Annotated in this window: 14 protein-coding genes, 1 tRNA gene and 1 riboswitch; of the genes, 5 read left to right on the forward strand and 10 right to left on the reverse strand. The window is 75.5% G+C overall.

The window, feature by feature from the left end:
• Window positions 1-230: 230 nt before the first annotated feature.
• Entirely contained in the window at window positions 231-431 is a 201-nt protein-coding gene (locus ACI794_RS05820) for a cold-shock protein (protein WP_089306482.1), read from the reverse strand.
• Window positions 432-604: 173 nt separating this feature from the next.
• On the reverse strand, window positions 605-1,906 hold the full coding sequence (gene thrC, locus ACI794_RS05825) for a threonine synthase (protein ID WP_456601104.1): 1,302 nt from the start codon (window positions 1,904-1,906) through the stop codon (window positions 605-607).
• 12 nt (window positions 1,907-1,918) lie between these two features.
• Window positions 1,919-2,053: riboswitch (SAM riboswitch) on the reverse strand.
• Between the two features lie 58 nt (window positions 2,054-2,111).
• Here thrC and ACI794_RS05830 point away from each other — a divergent pair.
• The gene (locus tag ACI794_RS05830; protein ID WP_456601105.1) at window positions 2,112-2,933 is read left to right on the forward strand and encodes an HAD family hydrolase; all 822 of its coding nucleotides are present in this window, start codon (window positions 2,112-2,114) and stop codon (window positions 2,931-2,933) included.
• Between the two features lie 108 nt (window positions 2,934-3,041).
• Here ACI794_RS05830 and ACI794_RS05835 read toward each other — a convergent pair whose 3' ends face one another.
• From ACI794_RS05835 to rarD, 5 genes are all read right to left on the reverse strand, one after another.
• Window positions 3,042-3,908 (reverse strand): ABC transporter permease, encoded by an 867-nt coding sequence (locus ACI794_RS05835; protein WP_456615849.1) that lies wholly within the window; start codon window positions 3,906-3,908, stop codon window positions 3,042-3,044.
• 86 nt (window positions 3,909-3,994) lie between these two features.
• The gene (locus ACI794_RS05840; protein ID WP_456615850.1) at window positions 3,995-6,832 is read right to left on the reverse strand and encodes an alpha/beta fold hydrolase; all 2,838 of its coding nucleotides are present in this window, start codon (window positions 6,830-6,832) and stop codon (window positions 3,995-3,997) included.
• A 101-nt stretch (window positions 6,833-6,933) separates the two neighbouring features.
• Window positions 6,934-8,046 (reverse strand): LytR C-terminal domain-containing protein, encoded by a 1,113-nt coding sequence (locus ACI794_RS05845; protein WP_456615851.1) that lies wholly within the window; start codon window positions 8,044-8,046, stop codon window positions 6,934-6,936.
• A gap of 326 nt (window positions 8,047-8,372) precedes the next feature.
• Window positions 8,373-8,648 (reverse strand): DUF3263 domain-containing protein, encoded by a 276-nt coding sequence (locus tag ACI794_RS05850; RefSeq protein WP_456615852.1) that lies wholly within the window; start codon window positions 8,646-8,648, stop codon window positions 8,373-8,375.
• A gap of 181 nt (window positions 8,649-8,829) precedes the next feature.
• Window positions 8,830-9,747: an EamA family transporter RarD gene (gene rarD, locus ACI794_RS05855; protein WP_456615853.1), complete on the reverse strand. Its 918-nt coding sequence runs from the start codon at window positions 9,745-9,747 to the stop codon at window positions 8,830-8,832.
• A 64-nt stretch (window positions 9,748-9,811) separates the two neighbouring features.
• On the opposite strand from rarD, the gene ACI794_RS05860 reads away from it, so the two are divergent.
• Window positions 9,812-10,210 carry a DUF5313 family protein gene (locus ACI794_RS05860; protein WP_456601111.1) on the forward strand — a complete coding sequence of 133 codons (399 nt, stop codon included), beginning with the start codon at window positions 9,812-9,814 and terminating at the stop codon, window positions 10,208-10,210.
• Here the strand turns inward: ACI794_RS05860 and ACI794_RS05865 are convergent.
• A tRNA-Thr gene (locus ACI794_RS05865) sits at window positions 10,210-10,282 on the reverse strand. The genes ACI794_RS05860 and ACI794_RS05865 overlap by 1 nt on opposite strands.
• Window positions 10,283-10,369: 87 nt before the next feature.
• Window positions 10,370-11,050 carry a hypothetical protein gene (locus tag ACI794_RS05870; protein ID WP_456601112.1) on the reverse strand — a complete coding sequence of 227 codons (681 nt, stop codon included), beginning with the start codon at window positions 11,048-11,050 and terminating at the stop codon, window positions 10,370-10,372.
• Between the two features lie 149 nt (window positions 11,051-11,199).
• On the opposite strand from ACI794_RS05870, the gene ACI794_RS05875 reads away from it, so the two are divergent.
• The 3 genes from ACI794_RS05875 (at window position 11,200) to ACI794_RS05885 (ending at window position 14,669) form a co-directional block, all read left to right on the forward strand.
• Window positions 11,200-11,973, forward strand: coding sequence for an ABC transporter permease (locus ACI794_RS05875; protein WP_456615854.1), 774 nt, complete (start codon window positions 11,200-11,202; stop codon window positions 11,971-11,973).
• Between the two features lie 109 nt (window positions 11,974-12,082).
• On the forward strand, window positions 12,083-13,345 hold the full coding sequence (locus tag ACI794_RS05880; RefSeq protein WP_456601114.1) for a S1C family serine protease: 1,263 nt from the start codon (window positions 12,083-12,085) through the stop codon (window positions 13,343-13,345).
• Window positions 13,346-13,388: 43 nt separating this feature from the next.
• Window positions 13,389-14,669, forward strand: a complete 1,281-nt coding sequence (locus ACI794_RS05885; protein ID WP_456615855.1) for a DUF445 domain-containing protein — start codon at window positions 13,389-13,391, stop codon at window positions 14,667-14,669.
• Window positions 14,670-14,703: 34 nt separating this feature from the next.
• On the opposite strand, the gene ACI794_RS05890 is transcribed toward ACI794_RS05885, so the two are convergent.
• Complete coding sequence (locus tag ACI794_RS05890; protein ID WP_456601116.1) at window positions 14,704-15,132, reverse strand: CBS domain-containing protein; 429 nt, start codon at window positions 15,130-15,132, stop codon at window positions 14,704-14,706.
• Between the last annotated feature and the right edge of the window lie 67 nt (window positions 15,133-15,199).

Here is a 15,199-nt window from a genome sequence, read left to right on the forward strand (position 1 = left end):
TGTCCTCCGAGCGTGGATCGCTGCACGGCCGGTTGGTGCCCGCGACGGACGACACCAGCGGCGTGGACGCTCCTTCGGTCCACCGACCGGTGCCTCACCGTTCCGACCTGATTGGCACTCAAAGGGTACGAGTGCCAGAACCGAGTCTGGCACTCCACCCCGGCGGGTGCAAGGACGGACGGAGGCCCGGCCCCCTCGAGGGGGACCGGGCCTCCGGTGCCGCGGGTGTCTCAGGCGCTGCGGACGGCGTCGGCCTGCGGGCCCTTCGAGCCCTGGACGACCTCGAACTCGACGCGCTGACCCTCGTCGAGGCTCTTGTACCCGTCCATCTGGATGGCCGAGTAGTGGACGAAGACGTCCTGGCCGCCGTCGACGGCGATGAAGCCGAAGCCCTTCTCGGCGTTGAACCACTTCACGGTGCCCTGTGCCACGTGTGCTCCCACGTTTCGTGCGTGCGGACGGCCCCTCTGGATCGGGGGACCGGGCCTAGCTCTTCCGCCCGCATATCACGAACATGGAACTGGAACCGCGCGAGAAGGTACATCAGCACCCACCGGGTGCACGTGGTTCTCCGCCGCTGTGTTGCCGGATCGGGCGACGCGGATCAGCCGATGAGGCCGGCGGCCCGCACCGACTTCAACGACGGCTCCACCCGGTGGGTGGGGCCGACGACCGGCTCGAGCGGGTCGAGGGTCTTGAGCCCCTCGCCGGTGTTGAGGACGACGGTCTCCTTGGCCGGGTCGAGCTGCCCGCCCTCGACGAGCTTGCGCAGGACCGCGACGGTCACGCCGCCGGCGGTCTCGGCGAAGACGCCGGTGGTGCGGGCGAGGTCTCGGATGCCCTGCACGATCTCGTCGTCACCGACGCGGGCCACCGCACCCCCGGTGCGCCGGATGGCGTCCAGGGCGTAGGGGCCGTCGGCGGGGTTGCCGATGTTCAGCGACTTGGCGATCCCGGTCGGCTTCACCGGCTTGACGACGTCCCACCCGTTGTCGAACGCGGTGGCGATCGGGTCGCACCCGGCCGACTGGGCGCCGAAGATCCTCCACTCGGACGCCTCGACGATGCCGGCCGCGGTCAGCTCGCGGAAGGCCTTGTCGACCTTGGTCAGCAGCGAGCCGGACGCCATGGGGATGACGACCTGGGCGGGGATGCGCCAGCCGAGCTGCTCGGCGATCTCGTAGCCCATCGTCTTGGAGCCCTCGGCGTAGTAGGGCCGGACGTTCTGGTTGACGAACGCGGTGTCCTCGAACTCGTCGGTCTCGCCGAGCTCGCTGGTCAGCCGGTTGACGTCGTCGTAGGAGCCGTCGACGGCGACCAGCGTCTGGCCGTAGACCGCGGACTGGACCACCTTGCCGGGCTCGAGGTCGCTCGGGATGAAGACGAACGACGGCAGGCCGACGCGGGCGGCGTGCGCGGCCACCGAGTTGGCCAGGTTGCCGGTGGAGGCGGCGGCGATCTTGGTGTAGCCCAGCCCCTTGGCGGCGGTCGCGGCCAGGCTGACCACGCGGTCCTTGAAGGAGTGGGTGGGGTTGGCGGAGTCGTCCTTGACCCAGAGGCCGCCGGTGAGCCCGAGCTCGGCGGCGAGCCGGTCGGCGCGGACCAGCGGGGTCATGCCGGGGTCGAGCGTGACCCGGTCGGCCGGGTGCTGGCCCACCGGGAGCAGGGCCACGTACCGCCAGATGTTCTGCGGCCCGGCCTCGATCTGCTCGCGGGTGACGGCCTTCATCAGCTCGGGGTCGTAGTCGACCTCCAGCGGGCCGAAGCACTCGGCGCAGGCGTGCTGGGCGATGAGGCCGAACGTGGCGCCGCAGTTGCGGCAGACGAGCCCGCGGGCCGGACAGGGTGGCACCGGGCCGCCTGCGCTGGAGTCGGCCTGGGCGGAACCGGGAGCGGTGAGGGTCATGCGACGACTACCTCCTCATCTTCCCCGCTGCGGGCCGTCGAGCCGCGCGGGACGGAATTGGCACCTCCCGCCCGTCGCGCGGAGCGCTGCAGGCGGCGGTTGCCGGGGCTTCATCGGGCCGTGTCCCTCTGCCCCTCTGGATGAGTGAACGGCGTGGACTCTACCCAGTGGCGCGCGGCGCCCGACGGCCGGACAGGATGGCCCGGTGAGCGCGCGCGTCGTCTACACCGACCTCGACGGCACGATGGTGGGGCCGCGGGGCTCCTTCTGGCACACGGAGGGGCGGGAGCTGACCGACGGGCCGGCCGGCGCGCTGCTCGACCTGCACCGCGCCGGGGTGGCGTTGGTGCTGGTCAGCGGCCGCACCTACGAGCAGGTGGTGGAGGCCGCGCGCATCTTCGCGGCCGACGGCGCGATCGCCGAACTGGGCGCCACCATCGGCTGGGGCTCGGGCCGGAACACGCACCGGCTCCGCGGCGCGCTGCCCCCGCAGTACGGCGACCGGACGCCGATGGAGGTCATGGCCGAGCTCGGGATCGTCGAGGACCTGTTCGCCGAGCACCCCGGCCGGATCGAGTGGCACGCGCCGTGGCACGCCACCCACGCCGCGGACGCGCTCCTGCGCGGCCGGCTGGACCCCCTCGCCGTCGACGCCTGGCTGGCCGAGCGGGGGGCGGGCTGGCTGACGCTGAAGGACAACGGCTCGATCCAGCGGGCCTCCTGGATGGGGCTGGATGCCGACGCCGGGCCCCCGCGGGTCTACCACCTGATGCCGCGCGGCATCTCCAAGGGCGCGGCGATCGCCTGGGACCTGGAGCGGCGCGGCCTCTCCCCCGCCGACGCCGTGGCCATCGGGGACAGCGTCAGCGACCTGGAGATGGCGCCCGCGGTGGGCCGGTTGTGGATCACCGCGAACGGCGCCGCCGCCGACGGCATGGCCGACGCGCTGGCCGCCGTCCCGAACGCCTCGGTCACCGCTGACGCGATGGGCGAGGGCTGGGCCCAGGCCGTGCGGCAGAGCCTGTGACGCCGCGTCGTGCCGAGTGGGCCCCGGAGGGGTCCGCGCAGGCGCGACGCAGCGGCTCCACGCCGGCCGGGACGGCACCTGCCCGCGGTGTCGCCGGCAGGGCGACAGCTACGACGTGACGTCGCGGCGGGCGAAGTGCCGGAAGCCCAGTGCGGTGAAGACGGCGATGTAGACCAGCGACTGGATGACGCCGCGGAACAGGTCGCCGTCGTCGACCGGCGTCTGCAGCAGGTCGGTCCAGGCGAACTCCTCCGCCGTCGGGAACCAGTCGCGGATCGAGCCCAGCTGCTCGACCTGGTCGAGGATCGCGAAGACGACCATGGTGAACACCGCGCCGCCGACCGCGGCCAGCGGCGCGTCGGTGATGGTGGAGAACCAGAACGCCAGCGCTCCGACGACGAGCAGGTGGACGGCGAGGTAGCCGAGCATCCCGGCCAGCCGGAGCATGCCCTCGCCCTGGTCGATCCCCACGCCGACCGGCGTCGTGATGTCGCCGAAGCCGAAGGCGATGCCCCCGGCGACCACCGCCACCGCCGCGAGCGTGAGCAGCGCGGCGACGGACTGCACCAGCGCGGCCAGCCACTTCTGCCGGAGCAGGCGCATCCGCGGGACCGGGGTGGCCAGCGCGTACCGCAGCGACCCCCACTGCGCCTCCACGGCCACGGTGTCACCGAAGAACAGCGCGTAGACCACGACGAGGAAGAAGCCCGTGGTCGCGAACAGCACGAACAGGGTGAAGTTCAGCCCGCTCGCCGTCGCGACGTCCACCAGGTTGATCCGGGTGTTCTCCGCCGCCTCCTCGCTGGCGCCCAGCTGCAGCGCGGCGATGAGCACCAGGGGCAGCGCGACCATCAGCGCGAAGACGCCGAGGGTGCGCCGCCGCTTGAACTGGCGGCGCAGCTCGACCGACAACCGCAGCGTGCGCTCGGGCCGGTAGCCGGCGACCGCGCCGGTCGGCTGCACGTGCTCCGTCATGGCTGGACTCCGGCCTCGATCCGCTCCCCGGTCGCTGGCGCTCCCTGCGAGGCCCCCTCGACCGTCGTCCTCGCGGGCGCCCGTCGTCACGACTCCCCCACCAGCGCCAGGAAGGCGTCCTCGAGCCGGCGTCGCGGCGTGAACTGCTCGACGGCGACCCCCGCGGCCACCAGCGCCTGCAGCACGTCGGCGCGCCGGGCGCCGTCGAGCTCGGCCACGAGGCCCTCGTCGGTGCGCCCGGCGGTCACCCCCGGCAGCGACGAGAGGACGGCGACCGCCCGGTCGGTGTCGGCCTCGTCGGCCAGGCCGACCAGCACCGAGCCGCCGGTACCGACGATCTCCTCCACGGTGCCCTGCGTGATCTTCTGCCCCTTCGCCATCACGACGACGTGGCTGCAGGTCTGCTCGATCTCGCTGAGCAGGTGGCTGGAGACGATCACCGTGCGGCCGGTGGCGGCGTAGGAGCGCAGCACCTCGCGCATGGCGTGGATCTGCGGCGGGTCCAGCCCGTTGGTCGGCTCGTCGAGGACCAGCAGGTCGGGCAGCCCGAGCATCGCCTGGGCGATCGCGACCCGCTGGCGCATGCCCTGGCTGTACCGGCGCACCGGCCGGTCGATGGCGGCGCCCAGCCCCGCGATCTCGATGGCCTCCGCCATGTGCGCGTCCTCGGCCGGACGTCCGGTGGCGGCCCAGTAGAGGGTGAGGTTGTCCCGGCCGGAGAGGTGCGGCTGCAGGCCGGTGCCCTCCACGAACGAACCGAGCCGGGAGAGCACGGGGGCGCCGGGACCGGCGGCGTGCCCGAAGATGCTGATCCGCCCCTCGGTGGGCTTGATGAGGCCCATCAGCATGCGCAACGACGTGGTCTTGCCGGCGCCGTTGGGCCCGAGCAGGCCGAGCACCTGGCCGCGCCGCACCTCGAACGAGAGGTCACGGACGGCGACGAAGCCGTCCTTGTAGGCCTTGGTCACGCCGGTGAACCGCAGCGGGACGTCCTCGCCGTCCGGCTCGACCTGGGAGATCTGCCGGCGCCGGCGGGCGCCCCACCAACGGGCGGCCAGCCAGCCGAGCAGGCCCAGGCCCGCGAGGACGGCGAGCAGCACCCACCAGCGGGAGGTGCCGGTCGTGGCCTCGCTGCGGCCGTCGACCTCGGGAGCGGCCAGCGTCGCCTCGCCCGCGGCGACGCCGTTGGGGGCGACGTCGGAGGCGAGCCCGACGGTGTAGACCGCCGCCTCGTCGGGCAGCGCGAACGCCTGGTCGGTGGAGGAGACCAGCACGCGCATGGTGTGGCCGGTCTCGAACCGGTGCACGATGCCCGGGAGCGTGACGCTCACCCGCGTCGGCGCGGTGGGGTCGGTGGAGATCCCGGTGAGCGAGAGGGGGGCCACCAGCCCGCCCGGCAGGGTCGTCCCGCCGTCCGGGCCGACGTCGTAGAGCTTGGCGAACAGGGTGGCGCTGCCGCTGGGCGAGGCGACCGCGAGGTCGACCGTCGAGGCGCCGACGACCTCCACCGGGGCCTCCAGCGGGGCGCTGTCGAAGGCGGCGTACTGGCCGGGGATCTCCGCGGTCGTGCCGCCCAGCGCGGAGGTCAGCGCCCCGAGCCCCGGCACGGTGGTGAGCGCGGCGGGCGTGCCGCCGGCCGGGGTGACGACCGGCTGCACGGGGCCGGAGACGGTCACCGCGCGGCGGGTGGCCGGCTCCGCGCCGTCGAGGCCGGGGTAGGCCGCCGCCGCGACGGTCTGGCCGCCGCCCTGCACCCGGCCGACGGTGGCGCCGAGCCCGGTCGGTGCCGGGTACTGGAAGCCCGTGCCGGGGTCCTCGCCCTCCCCCCGCAGGTGCCAGTCGAACCAGCCGGCGACCTGGTCGCGGAGCTCCTGCGCCTGCCGGTCGGACGAGGAGGCGTCGTGGCCGCCGGCGAACCAGACCACCTTGACCGGCGTCCCGTCCGCGGCGATCCCGCGTGCGTTGGCGTCGGCCTGGCCGACCCCGAAGAGCGAGTCCTGGGTGCCCTGGACGAGCAGCGTCGGCACGTCGATGCGGTCGAGCACCCCGGCCGGGCTGCTGCGGTCGAGGACCGCGGCGACCTCCGGCGTGAGCGTGCCCGTGGCGGCGGCCGTCTGGTAGGCCTCGCAGACCTCGACGCGGAAGCGGCCGCAGGTGAGCAGCAGCTCGGCGGCCGCTGGGTCCTGCGCCGCCTGCGCGAGGAGTTCGTCGGGCAGCCGGGTGGGCAGCGCGGCGCCGCCCGCCCCGCCGCCACCGCCGAGTGCGTCGAGGAGGCCGCCGGAGGACGAACCGATGCCGAAGAACAGGCCGGACCACAGCCGCTTGTAGACCCCCGACCCCTCGGTCTGCGGGACCGCGGCGACCGTGTCGGCCTCCAGCTCGCCGGTCTGCGAGGGGAAGAGCGAGGTGGTCAGCGAGTGCCAGGTGATCTGCGGCGCGATGGCGTCGACCCGCTCGTCGTAGGCGGCGCCGAGCAGGGCCAGCGCGCCGCCGTACGAGCCACCGGCGACGCCCACCCGCGGGTCGCCGTCGGCGTCGAGCTGGACGTCGTCGCGCTCGGCGAGCAGGTCGAGCAGCGTGGAGAGGTCGGCGATCTCGTAGCGGGGGTCGTTGAGCCCGATCCGCCCGGTGCTCTCCCCGAAGCCGCGCGCGGAGTAGGTGAGGACGACGTAGCCGCGCTCGGCGAGGTCGGCGGCGTCGTCGGCGACCGACCGCTTGCTGCCGCCGAAGCCGTGTGCCAGCACCACCGCGGGGGCGGGCTCGTCGGTGTCGGGGAGATACAGCGTCGTGTCGAGCTCGACGGCGTCCTCGCCGGAGCCCGACGGCACCCGGGCCTCCACGGTCCGCAGCTCGGCGGCGCCCGCCGGGGGCGCGAGCACGAGCAGACCGGTGGGCAGCGCGAGGGCGAGCAGGGCGGCGGCCACGGCGCCCGCACCGGGGCGCGGGCGGCGACGCACGGGCCCTCGGAGGGGACGCACGCTGCCCCCAACGGCCGAGGGGCGGCGGGTGTTCCGGCCGAGCCGGTTCAGGGCTGCCAGTTGCCGGTGGCCACGATGACCAGGCCGGGCGCCGGGGCGTCGGTCACCTCGAAGAAGCGCGGCGCGGGGCCGGCGAGCTCGGGGAACTGGTCGATCAGCTGCAGCGCCGCCTGGCGCTGCTGCTCGTCGCCCTCGGTGAAGAAGACGGTCGTGGCCGAGACGTCGGTGCCCTCGTAGGCGCCCACCCCCGGCGACTCCCAGCCGCCGGCCGCCACGGCGCCGGAGATCTTCGCGGCCAGGCCGGTGACGTTGGTGGCGTTGAGGACGGTCACGGGGACGCGCACGGGGGTGGTGATCGCCGGCTCCACGACCACGGGCTCCTCCGGCAGCGGCGGCAGGGCCGCGGTGGGGACGGCGACGGTGGGGACGGCGGCCGGAGCCGGGACGGCGGCCGAGGCCTCCTGCTTCTCCGGGGCGGTGACCGTGTAGACGCCGAGGACCGCGCCGGCCACCACGGCCATCGCGACCAGGCCCATGAGCACGCGGCGCGGCTTCCGCTCGGGCTCGTCGTCGAAGATGACCTCGGGGGTGCCGTTGCGCTTCGCCGCCTTGCGGCGGGCGGCGTCGGCGGCCTGCCGCTCGGCGCGGTAGGCGGCGCGCCCGCCCTTGACCGCGGCGCCCGGCGCGATGCCGGCCGCCTCGAGGTCCTGGTCGTCGTAGCCCGGCTCGTCGTGGGCGAGGCCGCCGTCGAGGTCGTCGTCGAGGTCGGCCGGCTCGGCGCGGCGGGCACCGGCGCCCCGCTCCGGGATCGCCGTGGTGGCCGGCGCCTGCAGCACCTCGGGCGCGACCCGGGAACGGCCCGTCTCGTCGGTGCGCGAGGGCTTGGTCCAGTCGCCGTAGGAGGACGCCGGCGCACCCGAGGGGGTGGTCTGCCGCGGCACGCGTGGGACGAGCGGCGCCGGGGTGCTGCGTCCCACGCCGCGGGCGGGGCCGGTGGAGGCAAGGGGCTCCTCGTCCACGAGCACCCCCGCGCGGGCCGGGAGGATGGGCTTCGCCGGCAGCGGGACTGCCTGGACAGCCGCCTCGGCGACCGGCCGCGCGAGGGCGTCGGCGGGGCGCGACGGGGCGGGGACCTCGGCGGCGAGTGCCGGTGAGGGCACCGCGCGGAACGGTGCGGCGCTCGTCTGCGGCGCGATGACGGGAGCGGGGGCAGGGACGGCGGCCGCGCGCGGGCCGACCGGCACGGGTGGCAGGGGCAGCCGGGAGCGGGAGACCTGGCCGGGGCCGTCGACGGGCGCATCCACCGGGACGTCGCGCCGGAGAGCGGCGCGGTCGCGCCCGGGCGCGGTGGGGTGGTCGCTCAGGCCGGCGCCCGGGAAGGCGCCGTCCGGGGCGTCGGTCCTGCGCCGCCCAGCGGGCGCAGACGCGTTCCCCTGAACCAGTCCGTCACTGCCTGACGCGGCGTGCCTGCCCACGGTGACCGAATCTAATCCATGTCATTCCCCTTGCCCAGGACCTGCACGGCACGGGTCCGCTGACGCGCCGTCCGCAACCGGCGCAGCCGGCGGACCACCAGCGGGTCGGCCGCGAGCGCCTCGGGACGGTCGACCAGGGCGTTGAGGGCCTGGTAGTACCGGGTGGGGGTCGTGCCGAACAGGTCGCGGATCGCCGTCTCCTTGGCGCCCGCGCGCCGCCACCACTGGCGCTCGAAACCGAGCATGTCGTGCTCGCGCCGTGAGAGGCCTGCGGCTCCGGCCTGCACGGACCCCTCCCCTGACCCGTCGACCCGGGGCGGGGAGACCACGGGGGCTGGGTCGCTGTTCATGGTCGGACCATCTCCTGAGCTGCTCCGCCGACCGGGTGCTCCCGGCGGCTCGGGCACGACGGTAGCGCCGCCCACCGACGATTCCGGCGACCGCGCCGTAGCGACTCCGGCGGTCGGTTCAGGGGGTCGCGACGACCGCGTCACGGGCCGCCCTGCGGGCCCCGGCCCGGGCGTGTCGGAGCGTGTCGGCGGTGAAGACGGCCAGCGCCACCCAGACGATCACGAAACCGGCCAGCCGGGCCGGCGGCATGGGCTCGTCGTAGACGAAGACGCCGATCGCCAGCTGCATCAGCGGCGTCAGGTACTGCAGCAGGCCCACGGTCGACAGGGGGATCCGCCGGGCGGCCGCGGCGAACAGCAGCAGCGGCACCGCCGTCGCCACCCCGGCGCTGGCCAGCAGCAGGGCGTGCCCGGCACCCGCGTTCGCGAACGTGCCCGAGCCCCCGCCGTGGAGGACGGCGAGGACGACGCCGGCCGGGACGGCGACCAGCGCCGTCTCCAGGAACAGGCCCGGCGCCGCCTCGACCCGGACGAGCTTCTTCATCAGGCCGTACAGGCCGAACGAGAGCGCCAGGCCGAGGGCGATCCACGGCGGGCGCCCGTAGTCGACGGTGAGCACCGCGACGGCGACCGCGGCGATGCCGACGGCGACCCACTGCAGGGGGCGCAGCCGCTCGGTGAACACCACCACGCCCAGGACCACGCTGACCAGCGGGTTGATGAAGTAGCCGAGCGAGGTCTCCACGACCTGCCCGGAGTTGACCCCGTAGACGTAGATCAGCCAGTTCGTGGCGATCAGCACCGCGGCACCGGCGAGGACGAGCACCGTGCGGGGGCTGGTGACCGCGGCCCGCACGTGGCCCCAGCGGCGGACGACGGTGAGCAGCAGCCCGACGAACAGCAGCGACCAGAGCACCCGGTGGGCGACGATCTCCAGGCCGCCGGCGGGCTCGAGCAGCGGGAAGTAGAGCGGGAAGACGCCCCAGAGCGCGTAGGCGCCCAGCCCGGAGACCACCCCCAGGCGACGCTCGTCCACGGCGGCACCGTACGCCCGGGCCGGAGACCGGCCGCAGGCGACCGGATCGGCCTACCGTCAGGGTGTGAGCACTCGGCGCCCGGGCCCCCTGCAGTGGGTCTGGTACGCGTACGGCGGGGGGTTGCCCCGCGAGCTGGCGCCGTGGGTGCTGGCCGACACCACGCGCCGCACCTGGGTCTGGCGCCACCTGGCCCGGGCGGTCGTGCAGCTGCTGCCACTCGTCGTCGCGTGCCTGCTCCTCGTCCCCGTCCCGCTGGCCTACCGCGTCTCCGCCGCCGCCGGCGGCCTGCTGCTCGGCCTGCTCTTCTCGCTGGCCTACATGGTCGAGACGATCGAGCACCGCGTGGCCAAGGCCGGTTACCCGCCGGGGACGGCGGCGCAGCTGCGGGCCGAGCGCGCCGAGCGGGCGCGGGTGGAGCGGCTCTCCCCCTACCGGCGCGACGGCGCGGGGAGCTTCGACTGAGCCGACGAGGGGACTCGAACCCCTAACCGCCCGATTACAAGTCGGGTGCGCTACCAGTTGCGCCACGCCGGCGAGACGCGGGGACAGGTCCCGGGCCCGAGTCTAGGGACAACGCCGGGACGGATCCCGCGTCGTCCTACCCGACTCGGACGGACGCGGTCAGGCAGCCTCGGTCTCCGCGCTGGGGTCCGCCCGCGGCGGGGTGCCGCGCACGAAGCCCGTGGGGTCGACGCTGCCCAGGGGCTCGGCCGCGAGCCAGCGGGCGAACCCGGCCGGGTCGCGGCGCTCCAGCTCGTCGAGCACCTGCTCCCGGCGGGCCACCAGCCGCTGTCGCGCCGCCGGGGCCAGCGGCCGCTTAAGCTCCGCGCCGGTGCGCCGCCACTCCTCCCCCAGCGCCGCCGTCGACGCGCCCGCCACCACGGCCGCGGGCTGCCAGCCGCCCGCGACCGGGCCCGGCGACGGCGCCGGGCGGGCCGCGGCCTCGCGGCGGTCGCGCGCCCAGCGGAGGGCGGCCCAGCCGGCGGCTCCCACGCCGACCAGCAGCAGCGCCAGCGCCCCACCGGCGAGGACCGCCGTCCCGCTGACCACCAGCAGCACCGCGATGGTGACGGCCGCCGCCTGCGCGGCCGCCTCCAGCACCGACCGGTGCGCGGGCCCGGGCGCCTCGCGCGCCACCCCGGCGGCGACGCACCCCGCGAGGGCGCCGGACACGCAGACGGCGACCAGCCCGGGCCCCCGGAGCGCGATGCCGCCCACGACCGCCACGACGGCGGCGCAGGCCAGACCCAGGCCGATCAGGAACCGGAAGAGAGGACCACGGACGGGCACGGAGAGCTCCACGAGGCCGACGGGACGGGCGAGGCGGGCCGCGGGCGGGGACCCCGGCTCAGGAACCGCCACTACCCGCCTGCTGCCGCCGCTGCACACGGTGTCTCGGAACTGTCACCCACCGCCCCGGGGCGCGGAGGCGACCGGGCAGGATCGGCGCCGTGGGGTCCTCGGTGGTCGACGTCGACCTCCGTCTCGGGATCGTCCTCGTCACGCTGACCGCGCTGGCCGCCGCGAGCGGGCGGCTGTCGGGCCTGGGTGAGGGCCGGTCCGTGCTCGTGGCGGCGGTCCGCGCCACCGTGCAGCTGGCCGTCGTCTCCGCCGTCCTGCTGGTCGTCGTCGGCTCGCTGTGGCTCTCCACCGCCTTCGTCCTGCTCATGGTGTCGGTGGCGACCGCCACCGCGGCCGGGCGGGCCACCGGCCGTCCGCTGCGCTCGCCGGGCGCCGTCCCCCGCCTGGCCGCAGTCGCCGTCCCCGTGGTCGGGGGCGCCGCCCCCGTGGTCGCCCTCGTGCTCGCCAGCGGCACGGTGCCGCTGCGCGGGGAGGCGCTGATCCCCATCGCCGGCATCCTCATCGGTGGTGCCATGACGGCCACCTCGCTCGCGGGCCGGCGCCTGCGCGAGGAGCTCGGGCAGCGGCGCGGCGAGGTGGAGGCGGCGCTCGCCATCGGCCTGCTCCCCCGGGACGCGGCGCTGCTCGTCGGCCGCCCGGTGGCCGGCACCGCGCTGGTCCCCCCGCTGGACCAGACCCGCACCGTCGGGCTGGTCACCCTGCCCGGCGCCTTCGTCGGCGTGCTGCTCGGCGGCGGCAGCCCGCTGGAGGCCGGCGCGGCGCAGCTGCTGGTGCTCGTCGGCCTGCTCGCCACCGAGGTGCTGGCGGTCTGGGCCGTCACGGAGCTGGTCGCCCGGGGGCGGCTGCTGAAGGTCCCCCGCTGATCGCGGCGCCCAGGAAGCTCACAGGCACCCTCCAGCGTTGAGCCAGAGGCGGAGCCGACAGTGGGTTGCGACGCAGCGGCCGCACGGCTGCGAGGAGAGGAACGAACACGTGAGCGAGCACCAGCACCAGTACCCCGGCGCCGGCCAGCAGTACGGCTGGCAGCCCCCGCTGCCGACGCCGCACCAGGCGACGACGCCCCAGCCGGTGACGGTCCCCGGCTACCCCGGGTACGGCGGGCTGCCCGCGCCGACGGTCGAGCAGCCCCCCTCCCGGCGCGCGAGCCGGCTGCGCATCGGCCTGGTCGGTCTCGTCGCGGGCGCGCTCATCGGCGGTGGCGCCGGTGCGGGCGTGGTGACCCTGCTCGACGAGCCGGCCGGTGGCAGCGGCACGCCCGCCTCCGCCCAGAGCGTCACCATCGAGAACCCGGAGCGGGCGACCACCGCCACGGCCGCCGCGGCCAAGGCGGCGCCTAGCGTCGTCACCGTCTACGTGAGCAGCGGGTCCGGCGCGGGCAGCGGCTCGGGCGTCGTCCTGACCTCCGACGGCTACGTCCTCACCAACAACCACGTCGTCGCCGAGGGCGCGGGGGGCAGCGGCGCGGTCCAGGTGCGCACCGCCGACGGCACCCTCTACGACGCCGCGGTCGTGGGCACCGATCCCGAGTCCGACCTGGCCGTGCTGCGCCTGGACGGCGCGGAGGACCTGGTCGCGGCCACGTTCGCCGACTCGGACGAGGTGCAGATCGGCGACGTCGCCGTCGCCATCGGCGCCCCGCTGGGCCTGTCGAACACCGTCACGGACGGCATCATCAGCGCGACCGGCCGCGCGGTGGCCACCGGCTCCACCGAGGGCGACGCCACGGTCCTGGACGCGATCCAGACCGACGCGGCGATCAACCCGGGCAACTCCGGTGGCGCGCTCGTCGACGGCGCCGGCGAGGTGATCGGCATCAACACCGCGATCGCCACCGTCGCGTCGGGCGTACCTGGCGGGCAGGCGCAGAGCGGCAACATCGGTGTCGGCTTCGCCATCCCGGGCAACACTGCCCAGCGGATCGCGCAGGAGATCATCCAGACCGGCAGCGCCACCCGCGCGTTCCTGGGGGTGACCGCGACGGTCGCCGCCGACGACCAGAACCGCGAGGTCGGCACCGGCGCCGAGGTCGTCACCGTGGAGCCCGGCAGCGCCGCCGAGGAGGCCGGGCTGCGCACCGGCGACGTCGTCACCGCCGTCGGCCAGCGGCCGGTGACCACCTCCACGGAGCTGACCGCCGCGATCCGCAGCAAGGCCCCCGGCGAGACCGTGGAGCTCACGGTCCGCCGCGGCTCGGCCGACGTCACCGTCGAGGTCACCCTGGGCGAGACGAGCTGACGCCCCCGGCGGCCGCCCGCCCCGGCTCCCTAGGCTGGGCCGGGTGGCCGCTCCCCCGCTGACCGCCCCCCTGGCCGGGACGCTCGACGACCCGGCCCGGGCCCGCGACCTGGCCCGCATGAAGCGGCTGGCGACCGGGCTGTTCCTGCTCGCCGCCGCGGTCTTCCTGGTCTGCGTGCTGGTGGGCGAGGAGACCGGCGGGTGGGTCGGCTACGTGCGCGCGACGGCGGAGGCCTCGATGGTCGGCGCGCTCGCGGACTGGTTCGCCGTCACCGCGCTCTTCCGGCACCCCCTGCGGCTGCCGATCCCGCACACCGCGATCATCCCGCGCAAGAAGGACCAGATCGGTGAGAGCCTGGGCGCCTTCGTGCAGGAGAACTTCCTGACCCGCGCCGTCGTCGCGGAGAAGCTCGCCACCATCGATGTCCCCGGCCGGCTGGGCACGTTCCTCGCCGCCCCCGGCCGCGCCGAGCGCCTGGGTGGCGACGCCGCCACCGCGCTCACCGGCCTCACCCACCTGCTCAAGGACGACGACGTGCAGCCCGCCGTCGCCGCGCTGGTGGACCGCAAGCTGCACGAGACCCCGGCGGCCCCCGCGCTGGCCCGGGTGCTCGAGCTCGTGGTGGACGGCGACCGGCACCAGGAGGTGCTGTCGGCGGCGCTGCGGCTCACCGCCCGCTTCCTCGACGAGAACCGGCTGGTGTTCCGGGCGCAGCTGGGCGACGCCTCCCCCGCCTGGGTGCCGGACTGGGTGGACGACCGCGTGTTCGACCGCGCCTTCGCCGGCGTGCACCAGTTCCTCGCCGAGGTGGCCGCCGATCAGCGGCACGAGCTGCGCCGGGCCTACGACGCGCGGTTGCGCCTGTACGTGCACGCGCTGCGCACCGACCCCGCCGCCGCCGAGCGCGTGGAGGAGTTCAAGCACGAGGTGCTGGCCCACCCCGCGGTGCGCGACTGGTCCGGTTCCCTCTGGACGACGGCGAAGGACGCGGTGCTGACCGCCGCGGCCGACCCGACCTCGCCGCTGCGCGCCCGCGTGACGGCGCTGATCCTCGACGGCGCGCGGCTGCTGCGGACCGACCCGACCGTGCGCGAGCTCGTGCAGCGGCACAGCGGCCAGGTGGCGGGCTACCTCGCCGAGCGCTTCTCCGGCGACCTCGCCGACCTGGTCAGCACCACCGTCGCCCGCTGGGACACCGACGAGACCAGCCGGCGGATCGAGCTGCAGGTGGGCCGGGACCTGCAGTGGATCCGGGTGAACGGCACCGTCGTCGGTGGCCTGGCCGGCCTGGTGATCTACACGGTGGCGCAGCTGCTCGGCTGACCCGCGCGGAGGCCCCCCGTCCGGCGCTCCGTCCTCACCGCTGGATGTAGTCCACCAGCTGCTGGCGCTCCGCCTCCAGCTCGTCCAGCCGCGCCTTGACGACGTCCCCGATCGAGACGATCCCGACCAGCGCCCCGTCGGCGACGACGGGGACGTGCCGGACCCGGTGCTCGGTCATCGTCCGCGCGAGACCGTCCACTGTGGCGTCGGGCGAGCAGACGTGCACCTGGGTCGTCATCACGCTCTCCACGGCCTGCGCCAGGAGCTCGCTGCCCCGGTCGTGGAGCCCCCGCGCGACGTCCCGCTCGGAGATGATGCCGTCGATCCGGCGACCGTCGGAGGAGACGACGAGCGCCCCGATCCCCAGCTCCGCCAGCAGCGCGAGGGCGGACCGGATGCTCGCGGACCCGTCGATGGTGGCGACCTCGGAGCCCTTGCGCCGGAGCAGTTGGCTGATGCGCACGCTGTCCTCCTCGGGCCGGTGCCGGGAGTGTGCTCCTGCCTCCTCGCGGGTGCAACGGTGTCGGGAC

This window comes from Blastococcus sp. SYSU DS0541 (genome assembly GCF_054050875.1).

What these genes read in the sequence shown, in the direction of transcription:
- ACI794_RS05835 (WP_456615849.1), bottom strand. Translation starts at nt 3,908, where the DNA reads ATGACGGAGCACGTGCAGCCGACCGGCGCGGTCGCCGGCTACCGGCCC.
- thrC (WP_456601104.1), bottom strand. Translation starts at nt 1,906, where the DNA reads ATGACCCTCACCGCTCCCGGTTCCGCCCAGGCCGACTCCAGCGCAGGC.